The following is a 15,410-nucleotide window of genomic DNA, read 5'->3' on the forward strand; positions in this document are numbered from 1 at the left end:
TTGTCTCGATAGGCCTGATAGAGGCCCGGAAGCAGGTTTCATAATCTGTAATTGAAAAATTGTGTAAAGTTGGGGCACTCTTTGTATACAAAAACCAAGAGCAACCCCATTCAGGAGACTCATTCATGATTCGCAAGCTTGTTGCTGCATCTCTGCTGACCCTGGTCAGTGGACACCTGATGGCCGCCGAGTGTTCGGTGACTGTGGACTCCACCGATCAAATGTCTTTCAACACCAAAGCCATCGAAATCGACAAAAGCTGCAAAGAATTCACCATCAACCTGGAGCATTCCGGCAGCCTGCCAAAGAATGTGATGGGGCATAACCTGGTGATCAGCAAGGAAGCCGACATGCAGCCCATCGCCACCGACGGCCTGAGTGCGGGGATCGACAAGCAATACCTGAAAGAAGGTGATGCGCGGGTGATTGCCCACACCAAGATCATCGGCGCGGGTGAAAAGGACTCGTTGACCCTGGATGTGTCGAAATTGGACCCTGCGCAGAAGTACGGCTTTTTCTGCTCGTTCCCGGGCCACATCAGCATGATGAAGGGCACCGTGACCCTGAAGTGATCGGGATTTCATCTGTAGGCGCGCACGTGCCACCCATGGCAAGGGCGCACCTACGGATTGAGCGATGTCCGGGCAGTTACGACGCCGTCATCTTGAAAATTCCCTGAGCGTTGCTGCTGTCGAAATTCAGGTCGAGCGTTCCGCTATCCGGATCGAGCTTGCGCTGAATGAACTCGACGAACGAGCCCGGCACTTGATGACTTCTGGCCACGCCCTCGGCGTCCAGCAGATCGCGCGCCACGGTGCAGGCTTTGTAGGCGGTCTGCATGACTCGGCCTGATGCCGACACTTCGATACTGTCTTTCATCGGGCGCTCGCGTCGCACCTGCTCCTGCACCGTGGCTTCCAGATTCTCGACCCTGTCGGTCAAGTGATTGAAGCTGTTGCCCTCGGTGGAAATCCACGCCATTTCCGCACTTTCACTGAGCAACTGGCGATAGTCGGCTTCTTGCACTGCCCCATGCTGGCGGCCGAAGGCGCGGTACAGGTTCGGCAGCAGGCGCATCGCTTCCGCCAGGCTGCAATGACGGGTCAGGCGCAGCCGCTCGAGCGTACTCAGGTCTTCGTTGCCCAGTGGGTCTCGACTCGACCCCACCACGCGGCTGACGGCGTTTTGAAATGCCTCGCTCAGCCGGCCTGGGTGCAGCTCGGAGACGAAGAACTGCGCGATGTCTTCCGGCAGATCCATCTGGCGATAACCCCATCCCGTCATGTTCAGCTTGGTCAGCGGATAGGTGCGCACGTCAGTGAAGCCCAGCGGCTCGAGCAGCCGGGAAAACGCCAGGCGCCCCCTGGGCAGTTCGCCGTTTCGCGCCCAATCCACGGTGCGAATCGCGCCGTGGTCGAAAATCACCTTACGGCCACTCTGGAATTGCTCATCGACATAACGCAGGCCGTCTGGCACCGCGTCGACGAGCTTATGAAACAGGCACAGGTTGAGTGCTTCTGCCAGCCAGACGCGATGGACCGAGTCTGCCGACCAGGAAAAGCGCTGCAATGCCTGCGGGACTTCGACACGGCTTTCCAGCCACTGTGCAGCGGGCTGGCCAACGGTGGAAGCGACGAGGGAAAAGAGGCCTTGGAATGGGGTCATGGATAGCGGCTCTGAGCGAGAAAGTCAGAGGGCTATCTAAGCCCCGTTCACGGGGAGGGACAAGCGAAAAAAAACTGCGGGTTCATTCCGTTTTCTATTGAACGACGCGGAATATGCTGGCGTAGGGCGCGCTTGGTCAGGGCTGCATCTGGACGAACGCAGTGTGTCAGGCACCCACGTTGTGTCTGACGCCCCCTCGTCGCGGGCAAGCGCGCTCCTACGAAGAGCGCGTATCAAGGGACGTACGGCAGGTCGCGTTTGTGCTGCGTCTTGCGGTAGGTGTTGACGATGATGTCGAACGCTTCCTGACGCACGGGTTCGCCGTGCAGGAAGGCATCGATCTCGGCGTAGGTCACGCCGTGAGAAGCTTCGTCGGGTTTGCCCGGAACCAGATCTTCCAGATCCGCGGTAGGGATTTTCTCGACCAGATTGTCGGGGGCGCCAAAATGACGGGCGATGGCGCGAACCTGATTCTTCACCAGACCGCTCAACGGTGCCAGATCGCAGGCGCCGTCCCCGAACTTGGTGAAGAAGCCCATCACAGCCTCCGCCGCGTGGTCGGTACCGATGACCAGACCGCCGCGAGCACCGGCGATGGTGTATTGCGCCACCATGCGGGTACGGGCTTTGACGTTGCCCTTGACGAAGTCCACCGCTGCGTCCGACTGGCCTTCGAACGCCTTGATCTGCTCGACCAGTGCCTTGACCGAAGGCGCGATGTCCACCGTGTGACGCTCGTCAGGGTTGATGAAATCCACGGAAGCCGTGGCTTCATGCTCGTCGTGCTGAATGTGGTAGGGCAGGCGTACGGCGATGAACTGATAGGCGGCATCGCCGGTGCTCTCACGCAATTCCCTGACCGCGCGTTGGGCCAACAGGCCGGCGGTCAGCGAGTCCACACCACCGCTGATGCCCAGTACCAGAACCTTCAAGCGGGCGTTGTGCAGGCAGTCCTTGATGAACTGGATCCGGCGCGCAACTTCGGTTTCAAGCTCGGCCTGGCTGGCGAAGGGCGGCTGGACCTTGAGTGCACTGGCGATCTCGTGCTGTACGGCTTGCATGATTGACTCCTTATGAGAAGAAAAAGAGGCATGTAAAAAGTGAGGCAGTCCGGTGCTCGAGTCAGACAGGCACCTTGAAAACATGGCGCAGGTAGGAAACGAATTCCGGGTCCTTGCACTGAGTCTTGCCAGGCTCATCGGAAATCTTCGCCACTGGCTGGCCGGCGCAGGCGGTCATTTTCAGCACGATGCTCATGGGCTGAATACCTGGCACGTCTGCGGTGAGGTTGGTGCCGATGCCGAAGCTGACGTTGATCCGACCGCGCAGCGCCCTGAATATTTCCAAGGCCTTGGGCAGGTTCAGACCATCGGAAAACACCAATGTCTTGCTCATCGGATCGATGCCCAGCTTCTGATAGTGAGCGATGCATTTTTCTGCCCACTGCACAGGATCACCCGAATCGTGGCGCAGGCCGTCGAAGAGTTTGGCGAAGAATAGATCGAAGTCGTTGAGGAAGGCGTCCGTCGTGATGCAGTCGGTCAGGGCGATGCCGAGCAGGCCCCGGTATTCCCGCACCCAGCAGTCGAGCGCGGCGATCTGGCTGTCGATCAGCCGAGGCCCCAGTTGCTGATGGGCCATGATCCACTCGTGGGCCATGGTGCCAAGGGGCTTGAGATCGAACTTGCGCGCCAAATGGACATTGCTGGTGCCGACGAACTGGCCGGGGAAATCCTTTTTCAACACCGCTACCACGTCTTCCTGAACAGCATACGAGAAGCGTCGCCGAGTGCCGAAATCCGCCACTTTCAGCTCGGCCAGCTCATCAGGGGTCGCGGCGTCGTTGAGCCAGTCGAACTTGCGGTAGAGCTGATCGCGCGCTTGGGTGAGCAAGGTTTCCGGGTTGCGGTGCCGGTTGCGCACTTCACTGACGATGGCCAGGATCGGCACTTCGAACAGGATCACATGCAGCCAGGGGCCGGACAGGCGAATGCACAATTCATCGTTTTCGATGCCGGTGTACACGTAGCGCAGATTGAAGCGAAACAAGCCCAGGAACCGCAGGAAATCAGGCTTCATGAAATTGATGCGCTCGAGGAATCCCGTCTCTTCAAGGCTCAGGGATAAATCGCACAATTGCTCGATCTGATGCCGGATCTCAGGCAGATAGGGTCGCAGGTCTTCGCTGTTGCGGCACCGGAACTCCCATTCGACGTCGACGTTGGGGTAGTTGTGCAGCACTGCCTGCATCATGCTCAGCTTGTAGAGGTCGGTATCGAGCAGGTTCTGAACGATCCGGTCCGCAAAAGCGCTCTCACTCATTGTGTCGCTCCAGCCAGCAGGGGCCGCCAGAGTGCGGCCATGAAAAGTCAAATGGGGTCGCATACAACCGTGCGGTAGCGTCTGGTATTGGCTCCATGCCACTACTTCCGGCGTGTTATTGGCGATGACGGACATAATGCCAGTCGAGGCCGGGTTGGGGCAGAAATGTTTCAGCCAGCCGTGAACGGATCGGCTGATCGTGCCCGGTCTAGGCCTACTGCGGCGTTGGCGAGTGCAGTTGTTCCAGCATCCATTCCACGAACACCCGGATCTTGGGCACCTCCGCCGCGTGCTCGGGGTAGGCGAGGTAGTAGGCATCGTGACTGGGCAGTGCATGCGGCCAGGGAATGATCAGCTTGCCGTCCGCGATTTCTTCTTCCACCAGAAAACGCGGCAGCAGTGCGACGCCACAGCCAACCTGCGCGGCGCGGATGCACATGTAGAAGGTCTCGAAACGCGGCCCGTGGTAGCTGTGTTCGGTCTGGTGCCCCTGGCTGTCGAACCATTCATGCCAGCCTTGCGGGCGATGGGCGCACTGCAGCAGCACCAGGTCGGCCAGTTGCGTCGGGTCACTGAACGGCTTTTCGGGCAGGCAGTCAGGTGCGCACACCGGGACCAATTCTTCACCGAACAATTTCACGCTCTCCGCGCCGGGGCGCGCACCTTGGCCAAAATAGAACGACACGTCGCAACGGCTTTGCGCCAAGTCGTCACTTTCCTGCTCATTCACCAAATCCAAGTGAATGTGCGGGTGGCGCAGGCGCCAGCCTTTGAGGCGCGGCACCAGCCAGCGGGCGCCGAAGGTCGAAGGCGTCGACACGCGCAAGACTTCGGTTTCTCCGCCGTAGGAGCGCAGGAAGTGGGTGGACATCTCCATCTGGGTCAGGACTTTTCTCACCTCCCCCAAGTACAGCGCGCCAGCAGGTGTGAGCTGCAACCTGCGACGAACGCGTCTGAACAGCAGGTGCTGAACCAGTTCTTCGAGCTGCGCGACCTGTTTGCTGACAGCGCTTTGCGTCAGGTTCAGCTCTTCGGCTGCGCGGGTGAAACTGAGATGGCGCGTCACCGCTTCAAAGCATTGCAGCGCCGTGATGGACGGCAGGTGGCGTCTGTTCAGCATATTCAGGCGTGCTCAGGGTCTGCATGAAAAAACGGAATGATATCTCGCTTAATCGTCGTTTGTTGCACCGCGTCAGCCCAGCTATTACTAGAGGCTGACGAAATAACCGAATAGACGTTCTGCGCCTTCGCGTTTTCGATTCATCAGAATCCAGGAGAAATCATGTTAAACGCTCAGTTAAGCGACCTACTCAATGGCCTCGGCGTCGCCCCAGCGCTCTACCAGCAGGGTGACAAGCCTGTGTACACCCCCATCGATGGCAGCCAGGTCGCTTCGGTGAGCTGGGAAAGCGCGGCTGAAGTCGAGCAGCGCATCACCCGAGCCGAACATGCCTTCGAAGCCTGGCGCAAAGTGCCTGCCCCGCGTCGTGGCGAGCTGATCCGCCTGTACGGCGAGGCGTTGCGCAAGCACAAAGCCGAGCTGGGTGAATTGGTGTCGTGGGAAGCGGGAAAGATCACTCAAGAAGGCTTGGGTGAAGTGCAGGAAATGATCGACATCTGCGATTTTGCCGTCGGCCTGTCCCGCCAGATCTACGGCCTGACCATTGCCTCCGAGCGTCCGGGCCACCACATGCGTGAAACCTGGCACCCGCTGGGCATCGTGGGCGTGATCAGTGCGTTCAACTTCCCGGTCGCGGTCTGGTCCTGGAACACCGCGTTGGCGCTGGTGTGCGGCAACTCGGTCATCTGGAAACCGTCGGAAAAGACGCCGCTGACCGCGCTGGCCTGCCAGGCGCTGTTCGACCGCGTTGCCGCTGAGTTCCCGGAGGCGCCTCAATACCTGACGCAGTGCGTGGTGGGTGGCCGCGAGGCGGGTGAAGCCTTGGTCGACGACAGCCGCGTTGCATTGATCAGCGCCACGGGCAGCACTCGCATGGGGCGCGAAGTGGCGCCGAAGATTGCCGCGCGTTTCGCTCGCAGCATTCTTGAGCTGGGTGGCAACAACGCGATGATTCTGGCCCCAAGCGCCGATCTGGATCTGGCGGTGCGCGCTGTCTTGTTCAGCGCCGTCGGCACGGCAGGCCAACGCTGCACCACGCTGCGCCGCCTGATCGCCCATAACTCGGTCAAGGCCGAGTTCGTCGAGCGACTGAAGGCTGCCTACGCCAAGGTCCGCATCGGTCACCCGCTGGAAGGCAATCTCGTGGGGCCACTGATCGACCGGCAGAGCTTCGAGAACATGCAGGAGGCGCTTGAGCAAGCGCAGAGCGAAGGCGGCAAGGTGTTCGGCGGCAAGCGCCAGCTCGCCGATCAGTTCCCGAACGCGTTCTATGTTTCGCCCGCCATCGTGGAAATGCCAGAGCAGAGCGATGTGGTGCGCAGCGAGACCTTTGCGCCGATTCTGTATGTGATCGGCTACGACGACTTCACGGACGCCGTGCGCCTGAACAACGAGGTGCCGCAAGGCCTGTCTTCGTGCATCTTCACCACCGACGTGCGCGAGGCCGAACAGTTCGTTTCAGCGTTGGGCAGCGACTGCGGCATCGCCAACGTCAACATTGGCCCGAGTGGTGCAGAGATCGGCGGCGCGTTCGGTGGCGAAAAGGAAACGGGCGGTGGCCGTGAATCCGGTTCGGATGCCTGGAAAGGCTACATGCGCCGTCAGACCGCGACCGTGAACTACTCGCGTGAGCTGCCGCTGGCGCAAGGGATTACATTTGATTGATGCCGTAAGTTAAGCGCCACTCCTTTGTGACGATCGTGCCCACGCTCTGCGTGGGTACGCCTTGATGGACGCTCTGCGTCCGTTTTTGTGTGACGCAGAGCGCCGCCCACGGCGTTCCCACGCGGAGCATGGGAACGATCAGTAACGATCGGTACAGGTATGTGGTGCAGGAAACGGTTTGGCTACGTCTCTTTCTGAGGTTTTGCGATGCCGCTACGCGAAGAATGTCTGTGGGAAACGCTGACGCCGCAGAGGCCCGAGGCGCCAGCGTTGAAGGGGGAGGTGAGCGTCGACGTCTGTGTGATCGGCGCCGGTATCACAGGGTTGTCGGCAGCGATTCACCTGCTGGAACAGGGCAAGAAAGTCGCCATCGTGGAAGCCCATCGCACCGGCCAGGGCGGCTCGGGGCGCAATGTGGGGCTGGTCAATGCCGGATTGTGGATTCCGCCCGACGAAATCGAGGCCGGTTTTGGTGAGCGGGTGGGCAGTCAGCTCAACACGATGCTCGGCAATGCGCCGTCGCTGGTGTTCAGCCTGATTGAACGGTATGGCATCGACTGCCAGGCCACGCGCAAAGGCACGCTGCACATGGCGCACAACGCCAAAGGCGAACAGGATTTGCGCAGCCGTGAAGCACAATGGAAGCGCCGTGGCGCACCCATCGAGTTACTTACCGGCAAAGCCTGCCAAGAGGCCACCGGCACCCAGGAAATCACCTCCGCGCTGCTCGATCACCGGGCGGGCACCATCAACCCAATGGCCTATACCAGTGGCCTGGCGGCGGCGGTCACCTCGCTAGGCGGGCAGCGCTTCGACCACTCGCCGGTCTCGCGGCTCGAGCGTCAGGGCCAGCGCTGGTGTGTGATCACCGATGGCGGTTCGGTCATCGCCGATCAGGTGGTCATTGCTTCCAACGCTTACACCGAAGGAGAGTGGACTCAACTGCGTCGCAGCTTTTTTCCCGGCTACTACTATCAGGTCGCTTCCGCGCCCCTGACCGAAGAAGCTGCGCAGCAAATCCTGCCCGGTGGCCAGGGTTCATGGGACACACGCCAGGTGTTGAGCAGCATTCGTCGTGATGCCGACGGGCGTCTGCTGCTGGGCAGCCTGGGCAACGGCAATCAAAAGCCGGCGTGGTTTCTCAAAGCCTGGGCCGACCGGGTTCAGCAGCACTACTTCCCGTATTTGAAGAAGGTCGAATGGGAATGCGCCTGGACCGGATGCATCGCATTCACCCCCGATCATCTGCTGCGCATGTTCGAGCCTGCACCAGGACTGGTCGCCGTCACGGGATACAACGGTCGAGGCAATACGACCGGCACCGTGGTGGGCAAGGCGTTCGCCGACTACCTGTGCAGTGGCGACCCTCAGGTGCTGCCAATTCCGTTCTCCCCCATGCAGCCGCTCTCTGGCATCGGTTTGCGCAGTGCGCTGTATGAGGCTGGCTTTTCGCTATACCATGCCGGTCAGTGTTTGAGAATTGTGATCTAGTGCGGGACTTGAAACCTTCGCCAGCACCTTTCGTACATCCGGTCGCCTGAAATGGTGCGTCCCGTAGCGGCTTCGCACCGGGGGTGTGCAGTTCGGTGACGCAGGCTGTTACAACAGGGTTGTACAGGTTGGCGCGTCGAGGTTGCTCGTCCCGACGTCACGGGTTGCTCTTTTGAAGTCGCAGGGTTGCACCTTGCGCGGTTTAGACGGTTGCACGCCCAGTGAAAAAGGGCCCGAATCAGTCAAATAACAACAAATCGATGACTTTTTTAAGAATAAAAAACCGATGGCACGGCGCTTGCTCAGAGCATCTCTGTGGTCGCAGTGCTAATTAAAAAACCTAGGAGCACCAACTCATGTCGCAGACGTTTTACAGGAAAGGCTTTCTGGCACTCGCAGTCGCTACTGCAATAGGTGCAGCTGGTTTTGCGCAGGCTGACGTCAAGATCGGCGTCGCAGGCCCCATGACCGGTGCCAACGCCTCGTTCGGCCAGCAGTACATGAAGGGCGCTCAGGCAGCAGCCGATGCCATCAACGCCGCAGGCGGCGTGAACGGCGAGAAGATCGTTCTGGTTCAGGGCGACGACGCGTGCGAGCCGAAACAGGCCGTGGCCGTTGCCAACAAGATGTCTCAGGAAAAAGTCGCCGGCGTTGTCGGCCACTTCTGCTCTTCTTCGACCATTCCTGCGTCGGAAGTCTATGACGAAGCCGGCATCATCGCGATTACCCCAGGTTCCACCAACCCGACTGTGACCGAACGCGGCCTGAGCGCCATGTTCCGCATGTGCGGCCGTGACGACCAGCAAGGCGTTGTGGCGGGTGATTACATCGTCGACGTGCTCAAAGGCAAAAAAATCGCTGTCATCAACGACAAGGACACCTACGGCAAAGGCCTGGCGGACGCTACCGCCAAGCAACTGACTGCACGTGGCGTGAAGCCGGTTCTGGAAGAAGGCCTGACCCGTGGCGAGAAGGACTTCAGCGCCCTGGTGACCAAGATCCGTTCTGTCGGTGCCGACGTGGTTTACTTCGGTGGCCTGCATCCGGAAGCCGGCCCGTTGGTTCGCCAACTGCGTGAGCAAGGCCTGAAAGACGTCAAGTTCATGTCCGACGACGGCGTCGTCACCGACGAACTGGTCACCACCGCCGGTGGCGCTCAATACGTTGACGGCGTGTACATGACCTTCGGCGCCGACCCACGTCTGCTGCCCGACAGCAAGGCTGTGGTCGAGCAGTTCCGCAAGTCTGGCTATGAGCCTGAAGGCTACACTCTGTATGCCTATGCATCGGTGCAGGCGCTGGCCGCCGGCTTCAACGGTGCGAAGTCCAACAAGGGCGAAGCCGCTGCCGCATTCCTCAAGTCCCATCCAGTGAAAACCGTCATGGGCGAAAAAGCCTGGGACGCGAAAGGCGACCTGAAGGTCTCCGACTACGTGGTTTACCAGTGGGACAAGGACGGCAAATACCACCAGCTTGAAAAACAGAAGTGAGTTGAGCGCCTAGTCGAGCGAGCGGCTCAGCGGGCTTGGAACCTCTGCGCCGCTTGATTCGGTAATCGGCGCCGCCTTGTGTGGCGCCGGATTTCTTCTGTTGCCATCGAGTGTGTCCCGCTGCGCCTCACGAGGGTGTTGCCGGTCCGCACCAGGTTGGCCTTCAAGTTCGTGAGCGTGCGTGATGGATGGTATTTTCCTGCAACAAATGGTCAACGGCCTGACCCTAGGTTCGGTCTATGGCCTGATTGCCATCGGTTACACGATGGTTTACGGCATCATCGGCATGATCAACTTCGCCCACGGCGACGTGTACATGATCTCTGCCTATCTGGCAGCCATCGGCCTGGCCGTGCTGTCGTTCTTCGGTATCCAGTCGTTCCCCTTCCTGATTCTCGGCACCCTGATCTTCACCATCGTGGTGACCGGCGTCTACGGCTTCGTCATTGAGCGCGTGGCCTACAAGCCGCTACGCAACTCGACGCGTCTGGCGCCCCTGATCAGCGCCATCGGCATTTCCCTGATCCTGCAGAACTACGCCCAGATCGCCCAGGGGCCGCGCCAGCAAGGCGTCCCAACCTTGCTCGAAGGCGCCATGCGCTTCGAGGTCGGTACGGGCTTCGTGCAGATCACCTACACCAAAATCTTCATTCTCGTCGCCGCCTTCATCGGCATGGGCGTGCTGACCTACATCATCAAATACACCAAGCTGGGCCGGATGTGCCGTGCCACGCAGCAGGATCGGAAAATGGCCTCGATCCTGGGGATCAACACCGACCGCATCATTTCCTATGTGTTCGTCATCGGCGCCGCCATGGCGGCCCTAGCCGGTGTGCTGATCACCATGAACTACGGCACATTCGACTTCTTCGCCGGGTTCGTCATCGGCATCAAGGCCTTCACCGCTGCGGTATTGGGCGGTATCGGTTCATTGCCGGGCGCCATGCTCGGTGGGTTGATCCTGGGGGTTGCCGAGTCGCAATTCTCCGGTCTGATCAACTCCGACTACAAAGACGTGTTCAGTTTCGGCCTGCTGGTGGTGATTCTGATCTTCCGTCCTCAAGGCCTGCTGGGTCGCCCACTCGTGGCGAAGGTATAACCATGTCTGCTCCTGTCAAACCCATCGATATCAAACAAAGCGTGATCGACGCTGTGCTGGCGGGTCTGCTGTCACTGATCGTGTTCGGTCCCATCGTCGGCATCGTGCTGGATGGCTACGACTTCAACCTGCAGCCGGGCCGCGTCGCGGCACTGGTCGGCGTGGTGGTGGTCGGCCGTTTCTTCATGAGCCTCTTTCTGCAGACGCCCAAGGGCCGTGCGATCGCCGACAGCTTCGAGCGTCCGGGATCGGGCGTGCATGTGCTGCCGCCGGGTTACAAGACGCGGTTGCGCTTCATCATTCCGCTGATGATCCTGATTGCTGTGATCTTTCCGGTGTTCGCCGACAAATACGTGCTGACGGTGGTCATCCTTGGTTTGATCTACGTCCTGTTGGGCCTGGGCCTGAACATCGTGGTCGGTCTGGCTGGCCTGCTCGACCTGGGTTACGTGGCGTTCTACGCCATTGGCGCGTACGGGCTCGCGCTCGGCTATCAATACCTCGGGTTGGGCTTCTGGTCAGCGCTGCCCTTGGCGGCCATTGCCGCAGCGTTCGCCGGTTGCATCCTGGGCTTCCCCGTCTTGCGCATGCACGGCGATTACCTGGCGATCGTGACCCTAGGCTTCGGTGAAATCATTCGCCTGGTGCTCAACAACTGGCTGTCGTTCACCGGTGGGCCGAATGGCGTCCCAGTGCCTTCGCCGACCTTTTTCGGTCTGGAGTTCGGGCGCCGCGCCAAAGACGGCGGCATTCCGATCCATGAATACTTCGGTTTCGAATACAACCCGGACTTGAAATTCATTTTCATCTATACCGTGCTGTTCCTCGTGGTGCTGGCCGTGTTGTACATCAAGCATCGCCTGACCCGCATGCCGGTCGGTCGCGCTTGGGAAGCCCTGCGTGAAGACGAGATCGCGTGCCGCTCCATGGGCCTGAACCATGTGCTGGTCAAGCTCTCGGCCTTCACCATCGGCGCTTCGACCGCAGGGCTGGCCGGCGTGTTCTTCGCCAGCTATCAGGGCTTCGTCAACCCGACGTCGTTTACGTTCTTCGAGTCGGCATTGATCCTCGCCATCGTCGTACTGGGCGGCATGGGCTCCACCGTCGGGGTGGTCATTGCCGCGTTCGTCTTGACCGTTGCGCCGGAAATGTTGCGCAGCTTCGCCGAATACCGCGTTCTGCTGTTCGGCGTCCTGATGGTGTTGATGATGATCTGGCGCCCGCGGGGCCTGATCCGAATCAGCCGAACCGGCGTACAACCACGCAAAGGCGTGCTGGCAAAAGCGGAGGGCGTGTGATGAGCGACGAAATCGTTCTGTCCGTCGAACACCTGATGATGCATTTCGGCGGCATCAAGGCCCTCAGCGATGTCAGCCTCGAAGTGCGGCGCAACTCGATCTTCGCCCTGATCGGCCCTAACGGGGCAGGCAAGACCACGGTCTTCAATTGCCTGACCGGCTTTTACAAGGCCACGGGCGGGCGCATCGAACTCAATGCGCGGGGCAAGAAAACCGACGTCATTCAGCTGCTGGGTGAACAGTTCCGCGCCAGCGACTTCGCTTCGCCCAAGCGTTTCGGCAGCCGCCTTTATTACAAGATGTTCGGCGGCACCCACCTGGTGAACCGCGCCGGGCTGGCGAGGACGTTCCAGAACATACGGCTGTTCAAGGAAATGTCCGTCGTCGAGAACCTCCTCGTTGCCCAGCACATGTGGGTCAACCGCAACATGATCGCGGGCATCCTTAACACCAAGGGGTATCGCAAGGCCGAAGAGGACGCCATGAACACGGCGTTCTACTGGCTGGAGGTGGTCGACCTGGTGGACTGCGCCAACCGCCTGGCTGGCGAGCTTTCGTATGGCCAGCAACGGCGCCTGGAAATCGCCCGCGCCATGTGCACCCGTCCGCAGGTGATTTGCCTGGACGAGCCAGCCGCAGGCCTCAACCCGCAGGAAACCGAAGCACTGAGCGGCATGATCCGCCACCTGCGCGACGAACATGACATGACGATCGTGCTGATCGAGCACGACATGGGCATGGTCATGGGCATTTCCGATGACATTGTCGTGCTCGACCATGGCAATGTCATCGCCAAGGGCAAACCGGAGCAGATTCGCAACGATCCAAAAGTGATCGCCGCGTATCTGGGTGCTGATGAAGAGGAGTTGGTATGAGTAAGCCGATCCTCGAAATGAAAGAGATCGACGTGTACTACGGGCCGATTCAGGCCCTGAAAAAGGTCTCGCTGCACATCAACGAAGGTGAAACGGTCAGCCTGATCGGCTCCAACGGCGCGGGTAAGTCCACGCTGTTGATGTCCATTTTCGGTCAGCCACGGGCCGCACGCGGGCAGATTATCTATCAAGGTACCGACATCACTCAGAAGTCGTCTCACTACATCGCGTCCAACGGCATCGCGCAGTCTCCGGAGGGGCGTCGCGTGTTCCCGGATATGTCAGTGGAAGAGAACCTGATGATGGGCACTATCCCCATTGGGGATCAGTACGCCAAGGAAGACATGCAACGGATGTTCAACCTGTTCCCGCGCCTCAAGGAGCGTCGCAACCAGCGGGCGATGACCATGTCAGGCGGGGAGCAACAGATGCTTGCGATTGCACGTGCCCTGATGAGCCGTCCCAAGCTCTTGCTCCTGGACGAGCCGAGCCTGGGGCTGGCGCCGATCATCGTGAAACAGATCTTCTCCACCTTGCGTGAACTGGCTCAAACGGGCATGACGATTTTTCTCGTCGAGCAGAATGCCAACCACGCGCTGAAGCTGTCGGACCGCGCGTACGTCATGGTCAATGGCGAAATTCGCCTCACGGGCACGGGGCAGGAGTTGTTGACGAACGAAGAAGTGAGAAACGCGTACCTCGGCGGCCACTGAGTCGGTCCGTTGCGCTGACCTCATGAACGCCCCGGGTGGATACACACCGGGGCGTTTTTTTTGGGGGGGGGGGAGCAAGGCTGACCGGCTCTGCCGAGCGCCGTGCTGGCTGATTCGAGCTCCGGCGCGCCGTTGTGGAAAACCTTTTTGAGCAGTTGCCAAACCGCGACAGTTAGCCGCTGCAAACAGTTGTTTTGTCACGGTTTTGACTTGTTCAGTTTTACTGTGGAGTCTGCTGTGAATAACTTGGTGGCAGATAGCTACAAGCCTTTATCCACGTGGGCTCTGGCGCGTTGGTTATAATTTGAACAGTTGTTTTGGGTCCTGTTTTCTGCAGGTTTGTCAACGGTTGGCGGGCTGGTATTTTATACAGCTTTTGACAGTGAAGGATCTGTGGATAACTCTGTGTGCAACCCTTGGAAAGAGCGCTGCGGATAGCGTTATCCGAGGGTGGAGGCGGTCGATCTTGACCGCCTAGGCGAATCGTCGGAGTCAAGGCCGTTCCGACAAGCGAGATCGGTCAAGCGCAATCGTCGTTGATGTGGCCTACCGGGGCCTGGCGCGTTTGCTTGCATCGGCTGAAGTTGCCCCCGGATTTTGTGCATCCGGCTGTGGATAAGGTGGGCAAAAGCGTCCGCAGCCCATGCAGTACAAGGCTTGCAGAGGATTGGTCGTTTTTTGTACGGTGCAGCAAGCCAAAGGCGCTGCTTCATGACAGGCTTGATCCCGAACCGTCTGCGCGGGCATTCTCCAGAACTTTCCTACACGCAACGCGCTTGCTTGCGTCAATCCGAGCTGTCCTTCAGCCGAAACCCTCAGTCAGGAGAATCAAATGACTTCTACCGTGTTCATTACCGGTGCCACTTCCGGGTTTGGCGAAGCTTGTGCCCGTCGGTTCGCTGAAGCGGGTTGGTCGCTGGTGTTGACCGGTCGCCGTGAAGAGCGTCTGCAGGCGCTGAGCGCCGAGTTGTCGAAGAAGACCAAGGTCCACACCCTGACGCTCGATGTGCGGGATCGGGCGGCCGTGGAGAAGGCTATTGAAGGACTGCCTGCCGAGTTCGGCAAGATCCGTGGCCTGATCAACAATGCGGGCCTGGCGCTGGGCATCGACCCCGCACCGAAGTGCGATCTCGACGATTGGGAAACGATGATCGATACCAACGTCAAAGGGCTCGTCTACACCACTCGCCTGCTGCTTTCCCGATTGATTGCTTATGGCCGCGGCGCAAGCATCGTCAACCTGGGTTCGGTGGCCGGCAACTATCCGTATCCGGGCGGTAACGTGTATGGCGGCACCAAGGCTTTCGTCGGTCAGTTTTCGCTCAACCTGCGCAACGATTTGATTGGCACGGGCGTGCGCGTCACCAACCTGGAGCCTGGGCTGTGCGAGAGTGAGTTCTCGTTGGTACGTTTCGGCGGTGACCAGGCCAAGTATGACGCCACCTATGCCGGCGCCGAGCCTATCCAGCCGCAGGACATCGCCGAGACGATCTTCTGGATCATGAACACACCGGCCCACGTCAACGTCAACAGCCTGGAATTGATGCCCGTGAGCCAGACCTGGGCAGGTTTTGCCATCGACCGTACCCGCGGTGATGCGAAGTAAGCGCAAATAAAGTTGATCGCTCCCGCGCGGCGCGTGGGGGTGATCGAACGTGCTGCCTTTCAACCG

Annotated in this window: 13 protein-coding genes; 9 read left to right on the forward strand and 4 right to left on the reverse strand. The window is 59.7% G+C overall.

The annotated features are described in order from the left end of the window. The first annotated feature begins 125 nt into the window (after positions 1–125). The gene (gene azu, locus DBP26_RS21045; protein ID WP_108239453.1) at positions 126–572 is read left to right on the forward strand and encodes an azurin; all 447 of its coding nucleotides are present in this window, start codon (positions 126–128) and stop codon (positions 570–572) included. Positions 573–648: 76 nt separating this feature from the next. Here azu and DBP26_RS21050 read toward each other — a convergent pair whose 3' ends face one another. The 4 genes from DBP26_RS21050 to DBP26_RS21065 all read right to left on the reverse strand — a co-directional run bounded on the left by DBP26_RS21050 (position 649) and on the right by DBP26_RS21065 (position 5,107). Then, positions 649–1,665: a DUF1338 family protein gene (locus DBP26_RS21050; RefSeq protein ID WP_108239454.1), complete on the reverse strand. Its 1,017-nt coding sequence runs from the start codon at positions 1,663–1,665 to the stop codon at positions 649–651. Positions 1,666–1,898: 233 nt separating this feature from the next. Next, positions 1,899–2,726, reverse strand: a complete 828-nt coding sequence (nadE, locus tag DBP26_RS21055) for an ammonia-dependent NAD(+) synthetase (RefSeq protein WP_108239455.1) — start codon at positions 2,724–2,726, stop codon at positions 1,899–1,901. Between the two features lie 61 nt (positions 2,727–2,787). Then, a complete protein-coding gene (gene pncB, locus DBP26_RS21060) occupies positions 2,788–3,987 on the reverse strand; it encodes a nicotinate phosphoribosyltransferase (protein WP_108239456.1) in 1,200 nt (399 codons plus the stop codon). 214 nt (positions 3,988–4,201) lie between these two features. Next, positions 4,202–5,107, reverse strand: coding sequence for a LysR family transcriptional regulator (locus tag DBP26_RS21065; RefSeq protein ID WP_108239457.1), 906 nt, complete (start codon positions 5,105–5,107; stop codon positions 4,202–4,204). A 162-nt stretch (positions 5,108–5,269) separates the two neighbouring features. On the opposite strand from DBP26_RS21065, the gene DBP26_RS21070 reads away from it, so the two are divergent. The 8 genes from DBP26_RS21070 (at position 5,270) to DBP26_RS21105 (ending at position 15,344) form a co-directional block, all read left to right on the forward strand. Then, positions 5,270–6,772: an aldehyde dehydrogenase family protein gene (locus tag DBP26_RS21070; protein ID WP_108239458.1), complete on the forward strand. Its 1,503-nt coding sequence runs from the start codon at positions 5,270–5,272 to the stop codon at positions 6,770–6,772. 207 nt (positions 6,773–6,979) lie between these two features. Beyond that, complete coding sequence (locus DBP26_RS21075) at positions 6,980–8,263, forward strand: FAD-binding oxidoreductase (protein ID WP_108239459.1); 1,284 nt, start codon at positions 6,980–6,982, stop codon at positions 8,261–8,263. A 356-nt stretch (positions 8,264–8,619) separates the two neighbouring features. Then, entirely contained in the window at positions 8,620–9,753 is a 1,134-nt protein-coding gene (locus tag DBP26_RS21080; protein WP_108239460.1) for an ABC transporter substrate-binding protein, read from the forward strand. A 184-nt stretch (positions 9,754–9,937) separates the two neighbouring features. Further along, positions 9,938–10,852: a branched-chain amino acid ABC transporter permease LivH gene (locus DBP26_RS21085; RefSeq protein ID WP_108239461.1), complete on the forward strand. Its 915-nt coding sequence runs from the start codon at positions 9,938–9,940 to the stop codon at positions 10,850–10,852. A gap of 2 nt (positions 10,853–10,854) precedes the next feature. Beyond that, positions 10,855–12,150, forward strand: coding sequence for a high-affinity branched-chain amino acid ABC transporter permease LivM (gene livM, locus DBP26_RS21090; RefSeq protein WP_108239462.1), 1,296 nt, complete (start codon positions 10,855–10,857; stop codon positions 12,148–12,150). Beyond that, the gene (locus DBP26_RS21095; RefSeq protein ID WP_108239463.1) at positions 12,150–13,025 is read left to right on the forward strand and encodes an ATP-binding cassette domain-containing protein; all 876 of its coding nucleotides are present in this window, start codon (positions 12,150–12,152) and stop codon (positions 13,023–13,025) included. Before livM ends, DBP26_RS21095 begins: the two co-directional genes overlap by 1 nt. Next, positions 13,022–13,738, forward strand: coding sequence for an ABC transporter ATP-binding protein (locus tag DBP26_RS21100; RefSeq protein WP_108239464.1), 717 nt, complete (start codon positions 13,022–13,024; stop codon positions 13,736–13,738). The genes DBP26_RS21095 and DBP26_RS21100 overlap by 4 nt, the downstream gene beginning before the upstream one ends. A gap of 832 nt (positions 13,739–14,570) precedes the next feature. Next, positions 14,571–15,344 (forward strand): SDR family oxidoreductase, encoded by a 774-nt coding sequence (locus DBP26_RS21105; RefSeq protein WP_108239465.1) that lies wholly within the window; start codon positions 14,571–14,573, stop codon positions 15,342–15,344. The last annotated feature ends 66 nt before the right edge of the window (positions 15,345–15,410 follow it).

This window comes from Pseudomonas sp. RIT409 (assembly GCF_003052515.2).
GTDB lineage: Bacteria > Pseudomonadota > Gammaproteobacteria > Pseudomonadales > Pseudomonadaceae > Aquipseudomonas.